This is a genomic window from Micromonospora sp. NPDC050686 (assembly GCF_040654475.1).
GTDB lineage: Bacteria > Actinomycetota > Actinomycetes > Mycobacteriales > Micromonosporaceae > Micromonospora.
Map to the genome: position 1 here is coordinate 11139 of NZ_JBFAID010000072.1, position 16310 is coordinate 27448.

A 16310-nucleotide genomic window follows, 5' to 3' on the forward strand; every position below is an offset into this window, starting at 1 on the left:
TCCGGATCAGCGACCCGGGTCAGGCTGAATAGGTACATGGAGTCGGCTACGGCAAGGTTGCCCGACAAGATCCGTGTCGGTGATGATGGCGAGATGACGCTGACCGGGCCCGACGAAATCTCGAAGCGTGAAGCTCAGGTCCTCGATGCCGTCACCGCGCGAATGTCGAACGCGGAGATTGCCGAAAAGCTCTATATCTCGGTCCGTACCGTGGAAAGCCACGTGTCATCGTTGCTGCGCAAGTTTGGTGTCCCCGACCGATCAGCGCTCGCCGAGTGCGCCCTCCATGCGCAGGACGATGCGCCGCCTCCGATCCGGATCGCTGGTCTGCCAGCGGCCTGGACGACATTCATCGGCCGGGACAGCGAGCGCGCCGCCGTCGTCGCCGCCTTGGACAACACCCGGCTGGTCACCCTGGTGGGGCCGGGCGGCGTCGGTAAGACGCGTATCGCGACCGTGTTGGCCGACGCCGAGGCGAAGTCGTTCCCCGGCGGGGGAGCATTCGTGGATCTGGTGCCGGTGCGTGATGCTTTCGTGGCCCAGGCCGTGGCCACGGCGCTAGGCGTGACGGAGAGCCCACAGCAACCACTAGAGGAGGCCATCGCTGGCTGCCTCGGGTCGGACCGGTCGATACTGGTCCTTGACAACTGCGAACACGTCCTGGACGCGACAGCCGGGTTCGTTGAACGATTGCTGGCTGCCTGTCCCGGCACGAGAGTGCTGGTGACCAGCCGGGCCCGCCTCGGGTTGCCAGGTGAGCGGCTGGTAGTCGTGGAGCCCCTGCCGTTGGCCTCCGAAGCGGAGGCGCTCTTTCACGACCGAGCGGCCACGGCCGACCCAGAATTCACCGCCGATCCGGAGGTGATCACCGAGATCTGCGCCCGGCTCGACGGCATGCCACTGGCGATCGAACTGGCTGCGGCTCGATCCGCATCCCTGGGTGCCAACGGGCTGCTGGCCACCCTGGACGACACCCTTCGCCTGCTGGTCAGTGGACGTGGACCGGATGCGCGGCACCGCTCGCTGCGCGCCGTCATCGGCTGGAGCCACAACCTGCTCGATGACGAGGAGCGGGCCTTGTTCCGTCAGCTCGCCGTGTTCGCCGGCGGCTTCGACCTGGACGCCGTGCTGGCGGTGACGCTCCTCGGTGACCGGGCCGCCGTCGCGGACGTACTCGGCCGGCTCGTCGACAAGAGCCTGGTCGTCCACCAGCGCGCCGTGGGTCGGTGGCGGCTGCTCGAAACCGTCCGGGCCTTCGCCCTGCACCAACTGGATGGGGGTGACGATCGCGCTGACGTCCAGGACCGGCACATGCGCTGGGCGGCAACCCACGCCGCATTGCTGGAGGATCGACTGGGCGGCGAGTGGCGCGATGCCTTCGACGCCGTTGTCGATGACCTCCGGGCAGCCCTCGCGAACGCCGCGCCCGGGCCGGGCTCGGTGCCGCATCGCCTGGCCCGCTCACTGGGCCACCTGACCTACGCCCGGCGCTTCCTGATGGAATCGCTCGGTCATTTCAAGGAGGCCGCGACGCGTGCCACCGAGCCGGCCGAGGCGGCCCGCGACCTGCGCAGCGCGGCGGACTGCGTCCACGTCAGTACAAGATCCGGTCTCCAGAGCTTTGAGCTATTGCTCGCCTCCGCGCGGCAGGCGCAGACCGTCGGCGACGGCAACGCCCAGGCGATCGCGCTGTGCCGGGCGGCAGAAACCGCCTGCCGGTTTCCTGCCAGGTTTCCCGTCGAGATCCCCCAGGAGCGGCTGCGCCAGCTGGTCGACCAGGCTGCGACGACGGGCGATGCCGCGCATCCCGTCGTGGCGGCACATCTGGCCACTGCGGCGGCGTGGACGCTCAACCCGGAGAAGTACGACCCGGATCCGGCGCTGGCCGAGGCCGCTGTCATCGCGGCGAGGAGCACGTCCGATCCAGTGCTCATCAGCGCCAGCATCGACGCGCTAGGTGCCGCGGCGGTGCGGCGGGGACGTCTGCGTGAGGCACACCGCCTGACCCGGCAGCGGCTCACCCTGATGGCCGCAATGGATCGTGACGACCCGCACTCCGCTCCCGAGATCATGGACATCTTCATGATGGCGTCGGCCGACGCCATCATGACAGGCGACCTGGCCGCCGCGATCTCCACGGCCCGCCAGTTCCTTGATGACGATCTGCTGGGCAACCAGTCACATATCGCGGCCAGTCCGATGATCCCCGCCCTGGTCCTCGCCGGCGACGTCGAGGAGGCGCTGCGATATGCGGAGCGGCTGTGGGACGGCTGGACGAGAGCAGGCCGACGACACGCAGGCTGGATGTGGTCGGCGTTGTGGGCCGTCGTGCTCGCCCACGGACTACGCCGGGACACTAGCCGGTACGCACTGTGGCGTGCCCGGGTGGCCGAGGTCGCTGGTGCCGCGAACGTCAGCCCCACCCGCCTCTCGCCGGTTGCCGCCTTCATCGACGCACGGCTCGCCATTCACAACGGCGACGTGACCGGGGCGTCCGCCCTGGTCGAGCGGGCCATTGCCGGCGCACCCGCCGGGCTGCATCGCTACGAGACGTACGCCCGCGCCACCGGCGCCGAACTGGCCGTGCTCGCCGGACTTCCCAACGCCGCCGCGTGGCTGGCCTCCGTCGCTCCGACCGTTGCCGAGAACGACTGGGCCGCCGCCTGCCTCGCCCGCGCCACCGGCCGGTTACACCAGGACGTGGCCGCCCTCACGGCCGCGGTCGAGGGCTGGGAACGGGTCGGTGCCCGGTTCGAACGCGCATGCACACTGTTGCTGCTCCCCGAGCGCGTCGCCGAGGGCCACGCCGAACTTTCCACGCTCGGCCTCCCGGCACCAGCCTGAGGACATCCCCAGATTAAGGGTGTGCCGTTCCGTGTCTGGGCCGGTGGTGTGATCGAGGTTGTTAGATGGTGATGGTCGCCGTAGGCGAGGATCAGGGCGTTGAGGGATCGACACTCCAATACGGCGACGACGGATCCTCGGCGGCGTGATCAATGAGTACCACCGAGCGGCCCGACCTGATCAACTAAGCCGCAGGTCAGGCCGCCGCAGCGAGTTCTGGCACGGTACAGGGCTTCATCGTCGTCCAAAAGCTGGGCGAGGTCGAGTGCGACATCAGCCCGCTGCGGTGTGAGCAGGAACCCGCCTGATTCGGGTTTTTCTGGATACCGCTGAGGTCCGCGCACGTCCTGCAGCGCGCCAGGGTGCTCTTCTTGCGCGGTTGTTTGACTGATCAGGCGGCTCGGGGTAGGTGCCGGTGATTGCGCTGGTTCAGGATCGACGCGAGACCCGCGCTTGGCGGGCGGCGCTGATCGGCCGGATTGGCATTGGCAGGAAGACGTGGGGGTGGGAGCGTGCGCGAGGATGAGTTGCGGGCGCTGGTCCGGCGGAGCCCGTGGTTGACCCGGGCGCTGGGCGTCGTCCGTGCGTGCGGGCTGCCGGACGCCTGGGTCGGCGCCGGCGTCCTCCGCGACCTGGTGTGGAGTGAACGGTACGGCAACGGGTTCGACCCGCTGGCGGTGCGCGACGTCGACGTGGTCTTCCTCGACCCGACAGACCTCAGCCGCGACAACGACGACTGGGCGACCGGACGGCTGGTGGCGGCCTGGCCGGATCCACCGTGGGAGGCGAAGAACCAGGCCGCCGTGCACACCTGGTATACGACCAAGTTCGGCGGCGGCCCGGTGGCTCCGTTGCGCACCATCACCGACGCGGTCGCCACCTGGCCCGAGTACGCCACCGCCGTGGCGCTACGCCTCGACGCGCATGACCAGATCGTGGTCTGCGCGCCGCACGGCCTCGATGACCTGCTCGACGGGGTGTGGCGGCGCAACCCGACCAGAGTCAGCCCGGAGATCGCCCGGCAACGACTCGCCCGTCACCGCCGCACCGAACGCTGGCCCGGCATCCGCGTCGTAACCTGAATCAGCGCTCGAAGCGCGCGGAGGTTTGCCGCCGAGGCGTGCTCCTGTCGGCGGGCGGATCCCGGGCCGGTAGAGCGGGCGGCACACTGATCTTGCATGATGTGCGCGGTGTGTGCTCTCCAGCGGATGCCAACCCGGGTCAACCGGTGCCAGTGCGGGTCACCGCGGGCAACCGCTGGTCGCAAACCGGGGTTCGTGTGCTCGGGCTGTGGTCCTGGGCTGGGAGAACAGGCGTGCCGGTGACGTGGGCGAATGTGGGCCACTCCCTGCCACCCCAGGTGAACGCGCAGGTCGCTAGACTAGGCCCTCGCGCCCCCCGTAGCTCAGGGGATAGAGCATCGGTTTCCTAACCAGACGCTCCGCTTGTGTCCGCAGGCTGATGACCTGCGGCTTTTCGTTTTCTGCCTGCGTATGCCGGTCGCAGCGGGGCGTTGCTGTGGTCGCTTGCTGAAGATCAGCAGAAGCGCTGGGGCTGCGCGTGCCGGCTTATTGCTTCTTGTGCGGCCCTTACGTCGTCCGTCACGGCGAACAGGATCCGGCCTCCGACCACGCCCGGACGGAGGTCTCTCGCAGCTCGGCCGCGAGCAGGCAGACCAGCTCGGTCGGCGCCTCCGTACAGTGCCGTTCTCGGCGATCCACCACAGCCCACTGGCCCGGGCGGTTCAGACCGCCGACCTCGTCCCTCGCCACCTCCCACAGGTGCCACGACACGACCGCGACTTCGTTGCAGACCGAACGCCGGTGCCTTCCGCCGCCGAACGTGGCCGATATCCGGGACGGTGGTACGCCTGGCTCGACGGCGTGCCCGACGACGAGCGCGACGAGGACGCCGTTGCCCTGCGGGCCGCTGCTCGCCGGGCGCCGGCTTGACGGTCATGCTGCGGACCAGTAGGAAGCCCGTCTGGGCGGGAGCAGTGCCGGCGCGGGCACCCCGGAGGCGGAGACCATGGTGGCGAACCGGTCATTGGCGGCGATGAGTTGCGCCGGAGGGCCGCATTCGACCAGACGGCCGCCTTCGAGGACAAGCACCAGATCCGCGTCGATGACCGTGGAGAGCCGGTGGGCGATGACCACGCGGGTCATCGGTAGGGATCGTAGGTTTCGCTCGACGGTTGCCTCGGTCACGACGTCGAGGGCGCTGGTTGCCTCGTCGAGGATCAGCACGGCTGGCTCGTCCAGTAGTGCCCTGGCCAGGGCGAGCCGCTGACGCTGTCCACCGGAGAGGCCGGCGCCGCTGTCGCCGAGCTGTGTCTGGAGACCCATCGGTAGCGCGTACAGCTCATCGCGGATGGCGGCCAGGGCGAGCGCGCGGTCGATCTGCTCGGTGGTGGCGTCCGGGCGGGAGAGGGTGAGCGCCTCCGCGATGGTGCCCGCTCCCACATAGGGGTCCTGCAGCACGACTCCCAGCTGGCGGCGCAGTGTCGGCAGGTCAAGGTCGGCCACGTTGTGCCCGTCGTAGCGGATCGTCCCTTCGGTGGCCGTGTGCAGACCGGTCAGTAGGGATACCAGTGTGCTCTTGCCGCTGCCGGAGCCGCCGACCACCGCGAGTTTCATGCCCGACTCGATGGTCACCGTGATGTCCGCCAGTGCCTGCGGCGAGCGCCGGTCGTAGCGGAAGCTGACCGCCTCCAGGCTGATCTGGCCGGTCAGCCGTGGGGCCGAGGGCCGTTGACGGGGCTGCTCCGCCGGGGCCTGGGCGATGTCCGCCAGCCGTTCGAGAGTGGGCGCGAGTACCGCGAACGCCGGCAGCCGCGTGGCCAGCATCGCCGCCGGAGCGGTTGCGGCGCCGGCGAGCACGGCCAGTCCGACGGCGGTACCGGGTGAGGTGGTGGTGCGTGCGGCGACCAGCAGGATAAGTACCGGGCTGGCAATCTGCCAGGCGGAGAGCACCGCTCCGGACAGGGCGTCCATCCGGCTCTTGCGCTGCTGGGCGTCCAGGCCACGGTCGAAGGCCCGCGACCAGCGGTGCAGGACGCGGTTTTCCGCGCCGACCGCCCGGATGGTCGCGATGCCGCGTAGCGCGTCGCTGAGCTTGCTGGCCTGCTCCCCCCTGGCGAGCAGCTCCTCCCGTTGCAGTCCGGCGACCCGAAAAGACAGCCACGCCGCGACCACGAGTTGTACGACCATGCTGACCGCTGTTATCGCGGCGACAGCCGGGGCGAGGACCGCCACAACGATCAGGTAGCCGACTGCCAGTAGAGCGTCGATTCCGCTGGCTATGAACTGGGAGGCCAGCAGTTGCGGGATCCCGAACGCTGACTGGACCCGGTCCACGAGGTCTCCGGCGAAGCGTCGTTCCAGGAAGCGGTAGCTGGCGCGGAGCAGATGCTCGACGGCGTCCCGGCCCAGCCGTTCACCGATGCGTCGCTGAAGCAGCGCCACGCACAGGCCGCGGGACAATGACAGCGCGCTCATAGCCAGTGCGAGTGCGGCGACGGCGACGAACCAGACACTCTGTGGTGCCTCGTGTTGGGTGAGGCTGTCGACGATCGTTTTGGTGGCCAGCGGCACGGCCAGGCCGAAGGCTGCCATGAGCGCTGAGACGGCGCCGAGGAGGGTGAGCAGTCGCCACTGGCGGCGTAGCTGCGGCACGGCGAGCAGGCGGACGGCGCTGGCTGGCGGGGCCGAGGGCACCGGTGCTGGGCCGTCGGGTGCGAACAGCAGGACGGCACCGGTGACCCCGGTGGCGAACTCGTCGAGGGTGAGGTGACGCCTGCCGATGGCCGGGTCGACCACCTCGACGTGGCTGCGCCGGGCTCGCACCACCACGATGTAGTGATCCCCACGCCAGTGGGCGATCAGCGGCAGTGCGAGCCCGCTAATGCGTTCCGGCCGGCTACGCAGTGCGGGCAGCGCGATCGCCCGGCAGCGCAGGCCGTGGTCGATGGCCGCCGCGCGCAGGTCGCGCATGGTGAGGCCGTCGCGGCCGGCGTCGAGGGCGGCCCGAAGGTGCGCGACGGATACCGGTCGCTGGTGCGCTGCGAGGATCATGGCGAGGGCTGCGACGCCGCAGTCGGAGGCCGCGGTTTGCAGGATCACCGGTACCCGACGGCTCATCATGGTGCTACCGCGGCGGTACGTTCGGTGTCGAGCCAGAACCATTCGATGTCGGCACGGGCGCGGGCATCGGCGAGCCACTGGTCGAACATCACCCGCTCGGCATGCCGGCGGGCATCGTCGTCGAGTTCGGCGGGCAGGCGTTCGAGTACGACGGCGCGGGCGGGCGTTCCGTGGACGGCCGTCGTGACGGGCTGGCCGACGGTGGCTGAACGCAGCTCCTGGGGAGCCTCGCCGGCCGACATGTGCAGCACCCCCGCGGGTTGTCCTTGCTGGATCGCCTCCGCGACGATGGTCAGCGCATTGGACCGGTCCGCCGGCATCGGCGCTGATCCGTGCGGGTCCATCGCGGCGACCCAGGCGACGGTGAGGGTGGCCAGATCCTCGCGGTGTTCGGCGAGCCACGACTTGACCCGGGCTGCGGTGACCCGCCGCCGGAGTGCGGCGGCCAGTGCCGCATGGTTGACCACTTCGACGAAGCCGTCCTGGTCGAGCCCGACGTTCCCGAGCCATCGAGTCGTCTGCTCAGCGGTGAGCAGGCCCTTGGCCCGCCGGAACGCGTCGGCGGCCTGTTGGATCTGAGCGTCGTCGAGGTGGATCGGTTCACGCTCGAGTTCGGCTTTGATGATGCAGGTGTCGATCAGCCGGGTCAGCACCCCGGCGTTGTCCCACAGGTAGTCCAACGCGCCCAGGGCTTCGCCGACGCCGAGCTCGGTGGTCCCGACCCGGAGCAGTTTGTTCTCGGTGTAGTGCACGGCGCCGCGTAGCGGCCACGGTGCGGTAGGCGCGGGGCTGAACGCGACGGAGACGGTACCGGCGGGGCCGCGGATCAGCAGGTCGTAGCTGACCGTGCCGTCCACTTCGCGGTCGTGGAGCAGGTCGAGTCGGGCGTCGGACCACCGGGAGCGCAACCGGGCCATCGCAGAGGCGGCCTGATCGCTGTCGCCGTTGTCATCGACCGTGGCTTGCGACAGCTGAATCACCGTCTCGACGGCGTCGGCGAGCAGCGCCGGATCCGGTGATGCCGTCTGCTTCACCGGCGTCCTGTCGATGGTGCTGGTCACGACTTTTCTCCTGTCGGAATGGCCGCCGTCGACAGCAGCAGGTCGACGATCGCGGCCGTGATGGGCAGACCGGTGGCGTCCTCGACCCAGAGGTACTGGCCGCTGGGGTTGATCTCGAGGAACACGTATCGGTCGTCGGGGGTGAGGACGAGATCGATGGCGCCGTAGCACAGACCCAGTTGTCGGGTCAGCCGGACACACCGGTCGGCGACGTCCTCGGGCAGAGCCCAGGGCCGCATCCGGGTGTTCCTGTCGTCGTAGCGACGCCAGTCGTGGCGGGTGTGGTTGGCATGCTGCGAATCGATGGCGGCGGCGTAGACCCGCTCACCCACGACGGTGACGCGGACCTCCAGCTGTTTGGGCACATAGGACTGGATGATCAACGGGCACTCCCGGATGCCGTCGATGTGCACCAGATCCCGGCGGCGTACCGGTTCGGTGTAGCGCACCAGGCCGTCGCCCAGTCTGTTCAGCCCGACCTGTTTGCTGATGAGGTGCCCACCGTGGGCGTTGAACAGGTCGAGGACCGCATCGGGGTCGTTACCCGCAACGGTCTCCGGCAGTTCGAAGCCGAGCTGACCGGCGAGCTGCAGCTGACGTAGCTTGTACTGGGCACGTTGGACGACCGGACGTGGCGCCGGCACAGCCAGCGCATCGATTGTCTCCCATGCGTCGCCCACGAAAGTGGCGCTTTCGTCGGCTACGAAGTCAGCCAGGTGTCCGCCCAGGTGTGCGGGCGGCACCGGCCGGCCGGGCCGGCGGAACCACACCGCTCTCACCTCGTCGAGGTTCACCTGCCCGCCGTCGTGGTGCAACGTCCGCCGCACCCGGCCGTCGAGGATCCGGAGGGCCATGCTCGCCCTGGTGGGCACCAACGCGGGGTCGAATCGTAGCCATCGGGCGTTACGGCGGCCCAGTTCCGCCTCGACCGCGTCCGCGTGCACGTCGTCGGCCTGAGTCAGGATCAGAATCATGATTCTCCTGTGGTGCGGGACGGGTTCGATGCGGGCTCGCCCGGGCATCATGAAAAGGGGCTGGAAGTTCTCGCCAGCGTCAGCGGCAGATTCGGCGTAGCTGGGCCGGTAATCGGGCCAGCCAGCCGGCGACCATGCTCGAAACGCGGAGCGCCGGCTGGCTGGACGCGACTCAATGACGAATCAGAAGTCTTCGTCCGCGTCGCAGTAGGCGTCGTCGAAGTTGAGGCACTTCGACGACCTGTCGAACGGTGGCTTGCCTCCGATCAGGTTGGCGAGGTCGTCCTCGGTGAGCTCGACCCCGTCAGCCGGGATGTCGTCGATGCGGATGGACTTGCCCAATTGTTCCTCCTCAGTGTTCAGCGGCTCATCGCCGCCCCTAAAACGGCCCGGCGGCGCCGGGCCGCACAAATTGCACCTGTCGGCAAGGCCAGCATCGGAATTGCCGTCGTCCGGGCGCTCCGTCATAGATCGCGCCGGCTTCCGGTCGATTCCTTATTGGCGCAGGTCGACTCTGCACGTCCCGATGTCCCAAGACCAAGGGCTCTCAGTCCCGAACGGTCGGGCATTCTTTGCTGGATACCTAACGGGTGCGAGTGGTCTGGTCACTCATGGAGCTGTCCGCGATACGGTGTCGACGGTTGAGGCGCTATGAGCGCAGTCCGCTGCAGTCGTCAGCCCGCAATTTGATCGGCGGGTGGAGATCAACGACCAGGACTTCCACCCAGGGGTGGACGCGGGCCGCGAGGCGGCCGTGCCGGCATGCGGTGCGCTGCTATGGAACTCGCGCCGTGTCACGCTCCCCCAGCGCCTTGTTGGCGGCGTCGCGGGCCTTCTCGAACTCCTGCTGCTCTTCCGGTGGCGCCGGACCGTCGCGGCCGGACCAGGTGGACGAACATCCGGCGCGTCGAGTGACGTCGCCTTCACTCATCGACCTGCGTCGGCCGGGACCGCGTGCGACGGTGCGGGACGACCAAGAGGCTTCCGCGCGGCCAAGGCACCGAACGCCACCGTGAGCAGGGCGAACATCGGGATGCCACTGAGCTGTTCGGGCGTGACGAAGTCGAGGAACAGGGCGATCGCGATAGCCACGCCGATCCAGACGGGGGCACGACCAGTTCGCCAGAGGACGATGCCGGTGCCGATCATCCCGATGACGGTGGCCAGCATCATCGGTATGAGCAGCCCCAGGAACACCGGACCTCCGAAGATCTGGTCTGCGACCTCGGCCATCTCGGCACGCGCCGTGGACGAGGCGAGCTCGGACATCACGGCGTTGACCGCGATCACCGCTGTGTGGAGCAACCACCCGACGGAGCCGAGGAACAGCAGCACGCTGGCCCGGCGATGGCCACCACGGGCCATCTCGCCTCCCAGCAGCGCGAAGCCGACCGCGAGCAGGATAGCCGAGACGAACGTGAGCGCCGACGCTGCGAGGAACCGCCCCGAGTGCGCCTCGATCACCTCGAGGTTCTCGACCTGGGAGCCGACCAGCCGGGGCATGAGGACGACGCCGGCGAGCCCGAGGGCGGTACCGGTGGTGAGACAGATCGCCGGGCGAGACGTGGAGTTGGACATCGAGACCCTCCGTGAGAGCGGTGGAACGGACCGTCCGACCGTACGAACCTGCCCACGGCTGGCGCGTCGCCCTCACGGCGTCAGGGACGCGCCGACGGGAGCGGGCCGCATACCCCTCGCGACGTAGGCTCATCCACCGTGAAGACGACGTGTTTCCCGACCCCGCTGTCCTAGCCTTGCGATCGTGAGAGCGGACCGGCACGCCGTCAGCCAGGACGTGGCCCTGGCACTCGGCCTCTTTGCGCTCGGCGCCCTCCAGGTTGGCCTGCAGCGGAGCGGATGGGTCGCGCTGGTGGGAGTTGCGTGCGTGGCCCTTCCGGTCGCGGCGCGCCGGAGCCATCCGCTCCCTGCCGTGGCACTCGGTTGGGGCGTCCTGCTCGTGAGCGACGGACTGGGGCACGACGTCACGAGTGAGGGCTACGCCGCGATCCTGGCCCTGGTCCTCACCGTCTACTCCGTCGCGAGGTACGGGCATCGACGGGAGCAGCTCGCCGGCCTTGCCCTGGCGCTCGCCTTCACGTGGGTGGGCGTCCTCATCAACGATCCGGCGGACGTGCCGAGCCTGCTGCTCACGACCGTTATCGTGGGGGCGCCATGGGCCGCCGGGTATACCGTCCGCGCCAGTCTCGAACGTCGCGACCAGGTCGTTGTGGAGAACCTTCGGCTCATCAGCGAACGCGAGCGGCACATTCGCGAGGCGATCGCCTCCAATCGCACCGAGATCGCTCGGGATCTGCACGACGTGCTCGGTCACTCGCTCGCCGTCATGGTGATGCAACTGGGCGCCGCCGACCACGCGTTCACCCGCGACCCGACTCGGGCACGTCTGGCCATCCGGGCCGCGCGGTCGACGGGCAAGGAGGCCATGGACGAGTTGCGCACTCTCGTCGCGCTGTTCCGCGAGGCACCCGGCACCCTCGGCACGGGACCGACACCGCGCCTGGTGGACGTCGCCGGCCTCGTCGACGAGCTCACCTCGGCAGGACTGGACGTGCGTCTGGACGGAGACGACCGACTGCCAGCTCTCGGCCCCGCCGAGGATCTGGCCGCGTACCGCATCGTCCAGGAGTCCCTGACGAACGCCGTCCGTCACGGATCGGGAGACGTGCGGGTGCGGCTCGAGTCGAAGGCCGGCCTCGTGCACATCGTCATCGACAACCGGGTGGGCGACGCTGGGGCGAGTGACCATCGCGAGCAGGGTTCGCATGATCTAGGATTCGGCCTCATCGGGATGGAAGAGCGGGCACGTTCATGTGGTGGGTGGTTGCGGACGACGCGGCCGCCGGGTCGCTTCCGCCTCGAAGCCGCGGTGCCCATCAAGGTGGCCGCATGAGCCACGGAACTGGCGGGCATGCAGGATCGGGCTCTGGGAGCGGCAGGCCCGTGCGGGTGGTGATTGCCGACGACCAGTCCCTCATCGTCACCGGGCTGCGGCTGATCCTCGACTCCGAGCCGGGCATCGAGGTCGTGGGCGAGGCAGGCAACGGACTTCAGGCGGTGACTGTCGTCGACCGCGAGCACCCCGACGTCATCCTCATGGACATCCGCATGCCCGAACTCGATGGCATCGAGGGAACCCGACGCATCGTCGAGGGCGGGTCCGCGACCCGCGTGCTCGTGCTCACGACGTTCGGCGAGGACGAGATGGTGTTCTCTGCGATGCGGGCAGGGGCGAGTGGCTTCCTGCTCAAGGACGTCGACCCTCCCGACCTCATCCACGCGATCAGGGTCGCCGCGAGGGGGGACTCCGTCCTCGCGCCGGAGCTCGTGCGACGCCTTGTCGAGCGCTTCACCGCCCCCTCGGCCGAGTCGCTGGCAGCGATCAGCTCGCTCACGGAACGCGAGCGGGAGATCTTCTGGCACTTGGCCCGTGGCCGCACCAACGACGAGATCGGGACCCACCTGTTCATCAGCCCGGCGACCGTGAAGACGCATGTGGGCAGGGTGCTCGCCAAGCTCGGTCTCCGAGACCGGACGCAGGCCGTCGTGCTCGGGTACGAGTCCGGCGTCGTGGTTCCCGGGCGGAAGGACTGACCGCTCCTCGGTCCTGCGCCGCTGCACGATTCCGTCCCATCGGGGAGTTGGTCGCGCTGCCACTGGTACTCCCGTGCTCCGTCGTCAACCTCGCGGGGTCAGCCGCAGCTCGGACGGTCTTGAGGGCGTATGCCGCCGCGCCCGGGTCGTGCGCAGCGACGTGAGGGACGCACGTAACCTGCCCTGCGGCATACGCGGCGAACCGCGGGGCACCGCGAAGGGGGCGCGCGGCGATCGCGACGCCGGACCAGACGGCAGCCGGCCCGCGGGACGGACCGACCGCGGCACCGACGCCGAGCCCAAAAGGACGGCAACAATCTCGGCAGGCTTGCGCATAGATCCTCCGGTGCGGCGCCTGCGATAGGTGGGCGGGACGGATGGTCGTTGATCTTCGATGTGCGCGGTGTGTGTTCTCCAGCGGATGCCAACCCGGGTCAACCCGTGCCAGCGCGGGTCCATGAGGCGGACCGCCGGTCGCAAACCGGGGTTCGTGTGCTCCGGATGTGGTCCTGGGCTGCGAGAACAGGGTGCCGGTGACGTGGGCGAACGTGGGCCACTCCCTGCCACCCCAGGTGAACCCCCAGGTCGCTAGACTAGGCCCTCGCGCCCCCGTAGCTCAGGGGATAGAGCAACGGTTTCCTAACCCGACGCTCCGCCGGTTTCGCAGGCCAATGACCTGCGGCTTTCTGATTTCTGTCTGCGCGTGCCGGTCGCTTCGCGGCCTTGCTGCGATCGCTTGCCGAAGATCATCTGGAGCGCTATCTGACGGAGCCGTCGGGTCGAGCGGATTCCTCCTCGCTGAGCAGATCACGGCGCCATTCGGCGAATCGGTTGCGGAGATCGTCCAGCGCTTTGCCGGTGACGCCGTACTGGGCGAAGTCGTCAGGATCGAGCAGGGCGGCTTGTCCGAGGGCGTCGGCGAAGACGCGCCGGTCGAAACCACGGTCGGCGCGCTGCGCGAGGGCGAGGAGGTTTTCGCGGGTGTAGCGGCCGGATCGGAGTGTGGCGTCGATGTCGATGAAGTCCCGGGCGAACGCTCGCCCGTAGAGGGCGCTCATCTTGTTCGCGACCGCGTCGTCGGGGTGGAGTACCGGTCCGATCGCCATGAGGATCGGTTCGTTGGCGCGCCAGTCCACGCCGAGTTCGACCTTTGAAACCCGGATACCGTCGGTGACGGCCAGCCGGGCGAAGGTGTCGTACTGCCGCTCGGTCTCGACGGTGAGGCCGTCGTCGCGGTAGGCGTGCACGACGGCGACGACCGCGGCGGTGAACTCGTCGCGGCGGTCCCAGGCGGTGAACAGGTCGACGTCCTCGCTGGGCCGCTCGACAAACCCGGCTGCCTGGACCGCGTAACCGCCGGCCAGCGCGAAGCCGTATCGATCGGCCGCCGCGAGCCCGGTACGGGCGAGGCGTTCGTGGAAGGGGTCCACCGCTACGCCGCGTCGCTGCGGGTGGCGGCGAGTTCGGGGAAGGCTTCCTCCCAGCGCTGCCGGAGTTGGGGTGGCAGCCACAGGGTGGGCCAGAGCTGCTGGAGGAGGTCGGCGTCGAGCCAGGCATTGAGGTCCTCGGCCGTGCTGGCTTCGGTGAGCACCACCTTGTACATGCTGGCCAGGCGTGCGGGCCGGTCAAGGTCGTAGTCGGCGTGCCCGGACCAGTCGAGATGACGCGGAAGCGTCACCGTGCCCTCGGTCGGGCCGTGCAGCGCGGTAAGGGTTTCGGCCACTACGTAGGGCCTCCGGTCACCGTAGGGCCGGTAGTCCGCAGGGGGCTGGGGTGATGTCCTGCGCCGGCTGAGGTTGGTCGCCGCTCGGACTTCCGGTCGTAGCGCCTGACGGATCGTCTCCCGGCTGTATCCGGTGACCCGCTGCAGATCCACCGGCCGCCAGCCGGCCGCGTGAAACGCCCGCAGTTGCTCGTCCCGCTCGGTCAACGCCCGCGCCCGCGTCGCCTCGTACCGGGAGACAGCCGCATGCAGCTCATCCTCGGAGAACTGACCCATGCCGCCAGTCTACTACGCTAGGCCAAGCACGCTTGGCTCCTTGCGGCACCCTCGTTGTCGGTGTCATGAACCTGAGCCGGCTGTGGCGAGCATGCTGCACTGGGCTGGTTCAGATGTAGTGCTACCGGAAGTGGAACCTGACGGGCGCAACGGTCATAGGAGAGTGTGAGCGAGACGGCGGACATGATCCGGGCCGACGACGGCGAGCTGTGGCAGAGAGCGCGCCAGGGGGAGGCCGAGTGCTTCGGTGTTCTCTTTGACCGGCACGGCGGGGCCGTCCGGGCATTCTGTGCCCGCCGGACCGGCTCGATCGACGCTGCCGATGATCTGGTCTCCATCGTGTTCCTGGAGGCGTGGCGTCGGCGGGGTGAGGTCGAGCTGGTCGATGGCAATGCGCTGCCGTGGTTGTACGGGATCGCTCGCCGGACGATTCAGCATCGCTGGCGGACCGCGGTGCGGCATCGACGGGCGCTGGAACGGCTGGCGCCCGCTTCGGCCACGCCCGACCACGCCGAGGAGGTCGCCGGCCGGCTCGATGACGAGCGACACCTGGCCCGGTTGCGGGCGGCTCTCGAGCGACTGAGGCCGCCCGATCGCGACGTGTTGCTGCTCTGTGTCTGGCAGGGCCTCACATATGCCGAGGCGGCAGTAGCGCTCGGCGTACCGGTGGGCACCGTCCGGTCGCGGTTGTCGCGGGCCCGGTCCCGGCTCGACGCCGAGACAAGCTTATTCGGCATTGTCGATCCCGCAGCCTGCCCAGTCGCCACCCCCACACAGCGACAGGAGATGTCATGACTGAGCTGCGATCCCGCCTGGACCCACAGCGCCAGACCGACGTTCGGCGAATGCTGGTTGCTCAGGCCTCGCGTGGGGCTGCGCCGATTCGGAACCGGCGTATCGCCATAGCCGGTGGCCTCACTGTCCTGACCGCGGCAGTCGGCTTCATCGCGCTCGCGGTCGACCCTGAGCCACCGCAGCAGAATTATGCCGCCTGGACGCCCGTCCCGCAGGCCGCTCCACCACTGACCGCTTCGGATGAAGACATCGAGGGCTGGGCTTCGAAATGCAGCGACCTCGGCGTCGGCGGGGTGGGCGTCGGAGGTGTCCCGGCGCGCCGAGAGGCGGCGGACCGACGGGAGGTGCTGGTCGATCGACGCGGCGGTTTCACCTTCTGCGTCGATGTCTCAATGGGTAGCGGCACCTCCAGGGACCCCTTGATCGCCCTGTCTGGCCTGAAGGCCGACGGGCGCAATGGGCTCAACCTCATGGCGGCCACCGTCTCCGACAAACCGTTCACCAAGCCGCAAGACAGTGCCGTGCTGGTGCTCGGCGGCGTTTTGCAGCAGCCGCCAGAGGGCGGCATTCAAGCCTTCCAGATGTTCGGCCTGAGCGGTGCCGCGGTGACTGGCGTCGACGTGGTACTGGCGAATGGACTTCGAGTGAGCGCCACGCTGAGGAACGGCATCTGGGGTGTGTGGTGGCCCAGTGATCGTGGCGAGTTCGCCGGCAGCAAGCTGCATGTGCGCACTGCCGCAGGCGTCACGCTCGTCGACCCGTCTACCGTCCGGCTACCGATCCAATAACTAGACGAGTAGTTCCGAAATCGGTCAGTGGTCGTAGGCGATCAGGGATCGGGTGACGGGTGCGCCGGTTTTGTTGTTGTGCCAGATGGCGGCGG

General features: G+C 68.9%; 14 protein-coding genes and 1 pseudogene. 7 read left to right on the top strand and 8 right to left on the bottom strand.

Translation table 11 applies throughout. The annotated features are described in order from the left end of the window. Positions 1-57 precede the first annotated feature (57 nt). The 3 genes from AB0H57_RS29670 (at position 58) to AB0H57_RS29680 (ending at position 4796) form a co-directional block, all read left to right on the top strand. Complete coding sequence (locus AB0H57_RS29670) at positions 58-2844, top strand: LuxR C-terminal-related transcriptional regulator (RefSeq protein ID WP_357511978.1); 2787 nt, start codon at positions 58-60, stop codon at positions 2842-2844. A gap of 512 nt (positions 2845-3356) precedes the next feature. Beyond that, positions 3357-3926: a nucleotidyltransferase family protein gene (locus tag AB0H57_RS29675; RefSeq protein ID WP_357511979.1), complete on the top strand. Its 570-nt coding sequence runs from the start codon at positions 3357-3359 to the stop codon at positions 3924-3926. A 411-nt stretch (positions 3927-4337) separates the two neighbouring features. Then, positions 4338-4796, top strand: coding sequence for a histidine phosphatase family protein (locus tag AB0H57_RS29680; RefSeq protein ID WP_357511991.1), 459 nt, complete (start codon positions 4338-4340; stop codon positions 4794-4796). Between the two features lie 3 nt (positions 4797-4799). Here AB0H57_RS29680 and AB0H57_RS29685 read toward each other — a convergent pair whose 3' ends face one another. From AB0H57_RS29685 to AB0H57_RS29705, 5 genes are all read right to left on the bottom strand, one after another. Beyond that, entirely contained in the window at positions 4800-7028 is a 2229-nt protein-coding gene (locus AB0H57_RS29685) for a peptidase domain-containing ABC transporter (protein WP_357511980.1), read from the bottom strand. Further along, on the bottom strand, positions 6983-8047 hold the full coding sequence (locus AB0H57_RS29690) for a TIGR04500 family putative peptide maturation system protein (RefSeq protein WP_357511981.1): 1065 nt from the start codon (positions 8045-8047) through the stop codon (positions 6983-6985). The genes AB0H57_RS29685 and AB0H57_RS29690 overlap by 46 nt, the downstream gene beginning before the upstream one ends. Then, positions 8044-9021 (bottom strand): MvdC/MvdD family ATP grasp protein, encoded by a 978-nt coding sequence (locus AB0H57_RS29695; RefSeq protein WP_357511982.1) that lies wholly within the window; start codon positions 9019-9021, stop codon positions 8044-8046. Before AB0H57_RS29695 ends, AB0H57_RS29690 begins: the two co-directional genes overlap by 4 nt. Positions 9022-9204: 183 nt before the next feature. Beyond that, positions 9205-9363, bottom strand: coding sequence for a putative ATP-grasp target RiPP (locus AB0H57_RS29700; RefSeq protein ID WP_357511983.1), 159 nt, complete (start codon positions 9361-9363; stop codon positions 9205-9207). 585 nt (positions 9364-9948) lie between these two features. Further along, positions 9949-10599 (bottom strand): hypothetical protein, encoded by a 651-nt coding sequence (locus AB0H57_RS29705; RefSeq protein ID WP_357511984.1) that lies wholly within the window; start codon positions 10597-10599, stop codon positions 9949-9951. Positions 10600-10783: 184 nt separating this feature from the next. Here AB0H57_RS29705 and AB0H57_RS29710 point away from each other — a divergent pair, with 184 nt between their 5' ends. Together AB0H57_RS29710 and AB0H57_RS29715 are read left to right on the top strand one after the other, a co-directional pair. Then, complete coding sequence (locus AB0H57_RS29710; protein WP_357511985.1) at positions 10784-11932, top strand: histidine kinase; 1149 nt, start codon at positions 10784-10786, stop codon at positions 11930-11932. Between the two features lie 50 nt (positions 11933-11982). After that, on the top strand, positions 11983-12633 hold the full coding sequence (locus tag AB0H57_RS29715) for a response regulator transcription factor (RefSeq protein ID WP_357511986.1): 651 nt from the start codon (positions 11983-11985) through the stop codon (positions 12631-12633). Between the two features lie 148 nt (positions 12634-12781). Here AB0H57_RS29715 and AB0H57_RS29720 read toward each other — a convergent pair. The 3 genes and pseudogenes from AB0H57_RS29720 to AB0H57_RS29730 all read right to left on the bottom strand — a co-directional run. Further along, positions 12782-13159: pseudogene (locus AB0H57_RS29720) on the bottom strand (hypothetical protein); the annotation flags it as partial. 232 nt (positions 13160-13391) lie between these two features. Continuing rightward, complete coding sequence (locus tag AB0H57_RS29725) at positions 13392-14063, bottom strand: nucleotidyl transferase AbiEii/AbiGii toxin family protein (protein ID WP_357511992.1); 672 nt, start codon at positions 14061-14063, stop codon at positions 13392-13394. Between the two features lie 2 nt (positions 14064-14065). Further along, the gene (locus AB0H57_RS29730; protein ID WP_357511987.1) at positions 14066-14632 is read right to left on the bottom strand and encodes a hypothetical protein; all 567 of its coding nucleotides are present in this window, start codon (positions 14630-14632) and stop codon (positions 14066-14068) included. 165 nt (positions 14633-14797) lie between these two features. Between AB0H57_RS29730 and AB0H57_RS29735 the strand changes: the two genes are divergently transcribed. Together AB0H57_RS29735 and AB0H57_RS29740 are read left to right on the top strand one after the other, a co-directional pair. Beyond that, positions 14798-15427, top strand: coding sequence for an RNA polymerase sigma factor (locus AB0H57_RS29735; RefSeq protein WP_357511988.1), 630 nt, complete (start codon positions 14798-14800; stop codon positions 15425-15427). Continuing rightward, entirely contained in the window at positions 15424-16215 is a 792-nt protein-coding gene (locus AB0H57_RS29740; protein ID WP_357511989.1) for a hypothetical protein, read from the top strand. The genes AB0H57_RS29735 and AB0H57_RS29740 overlap by 4 nt, the downstream gene beginning before the upstream one ends. Positions 16216-16310: the final 95 nt, after the last annotated feature.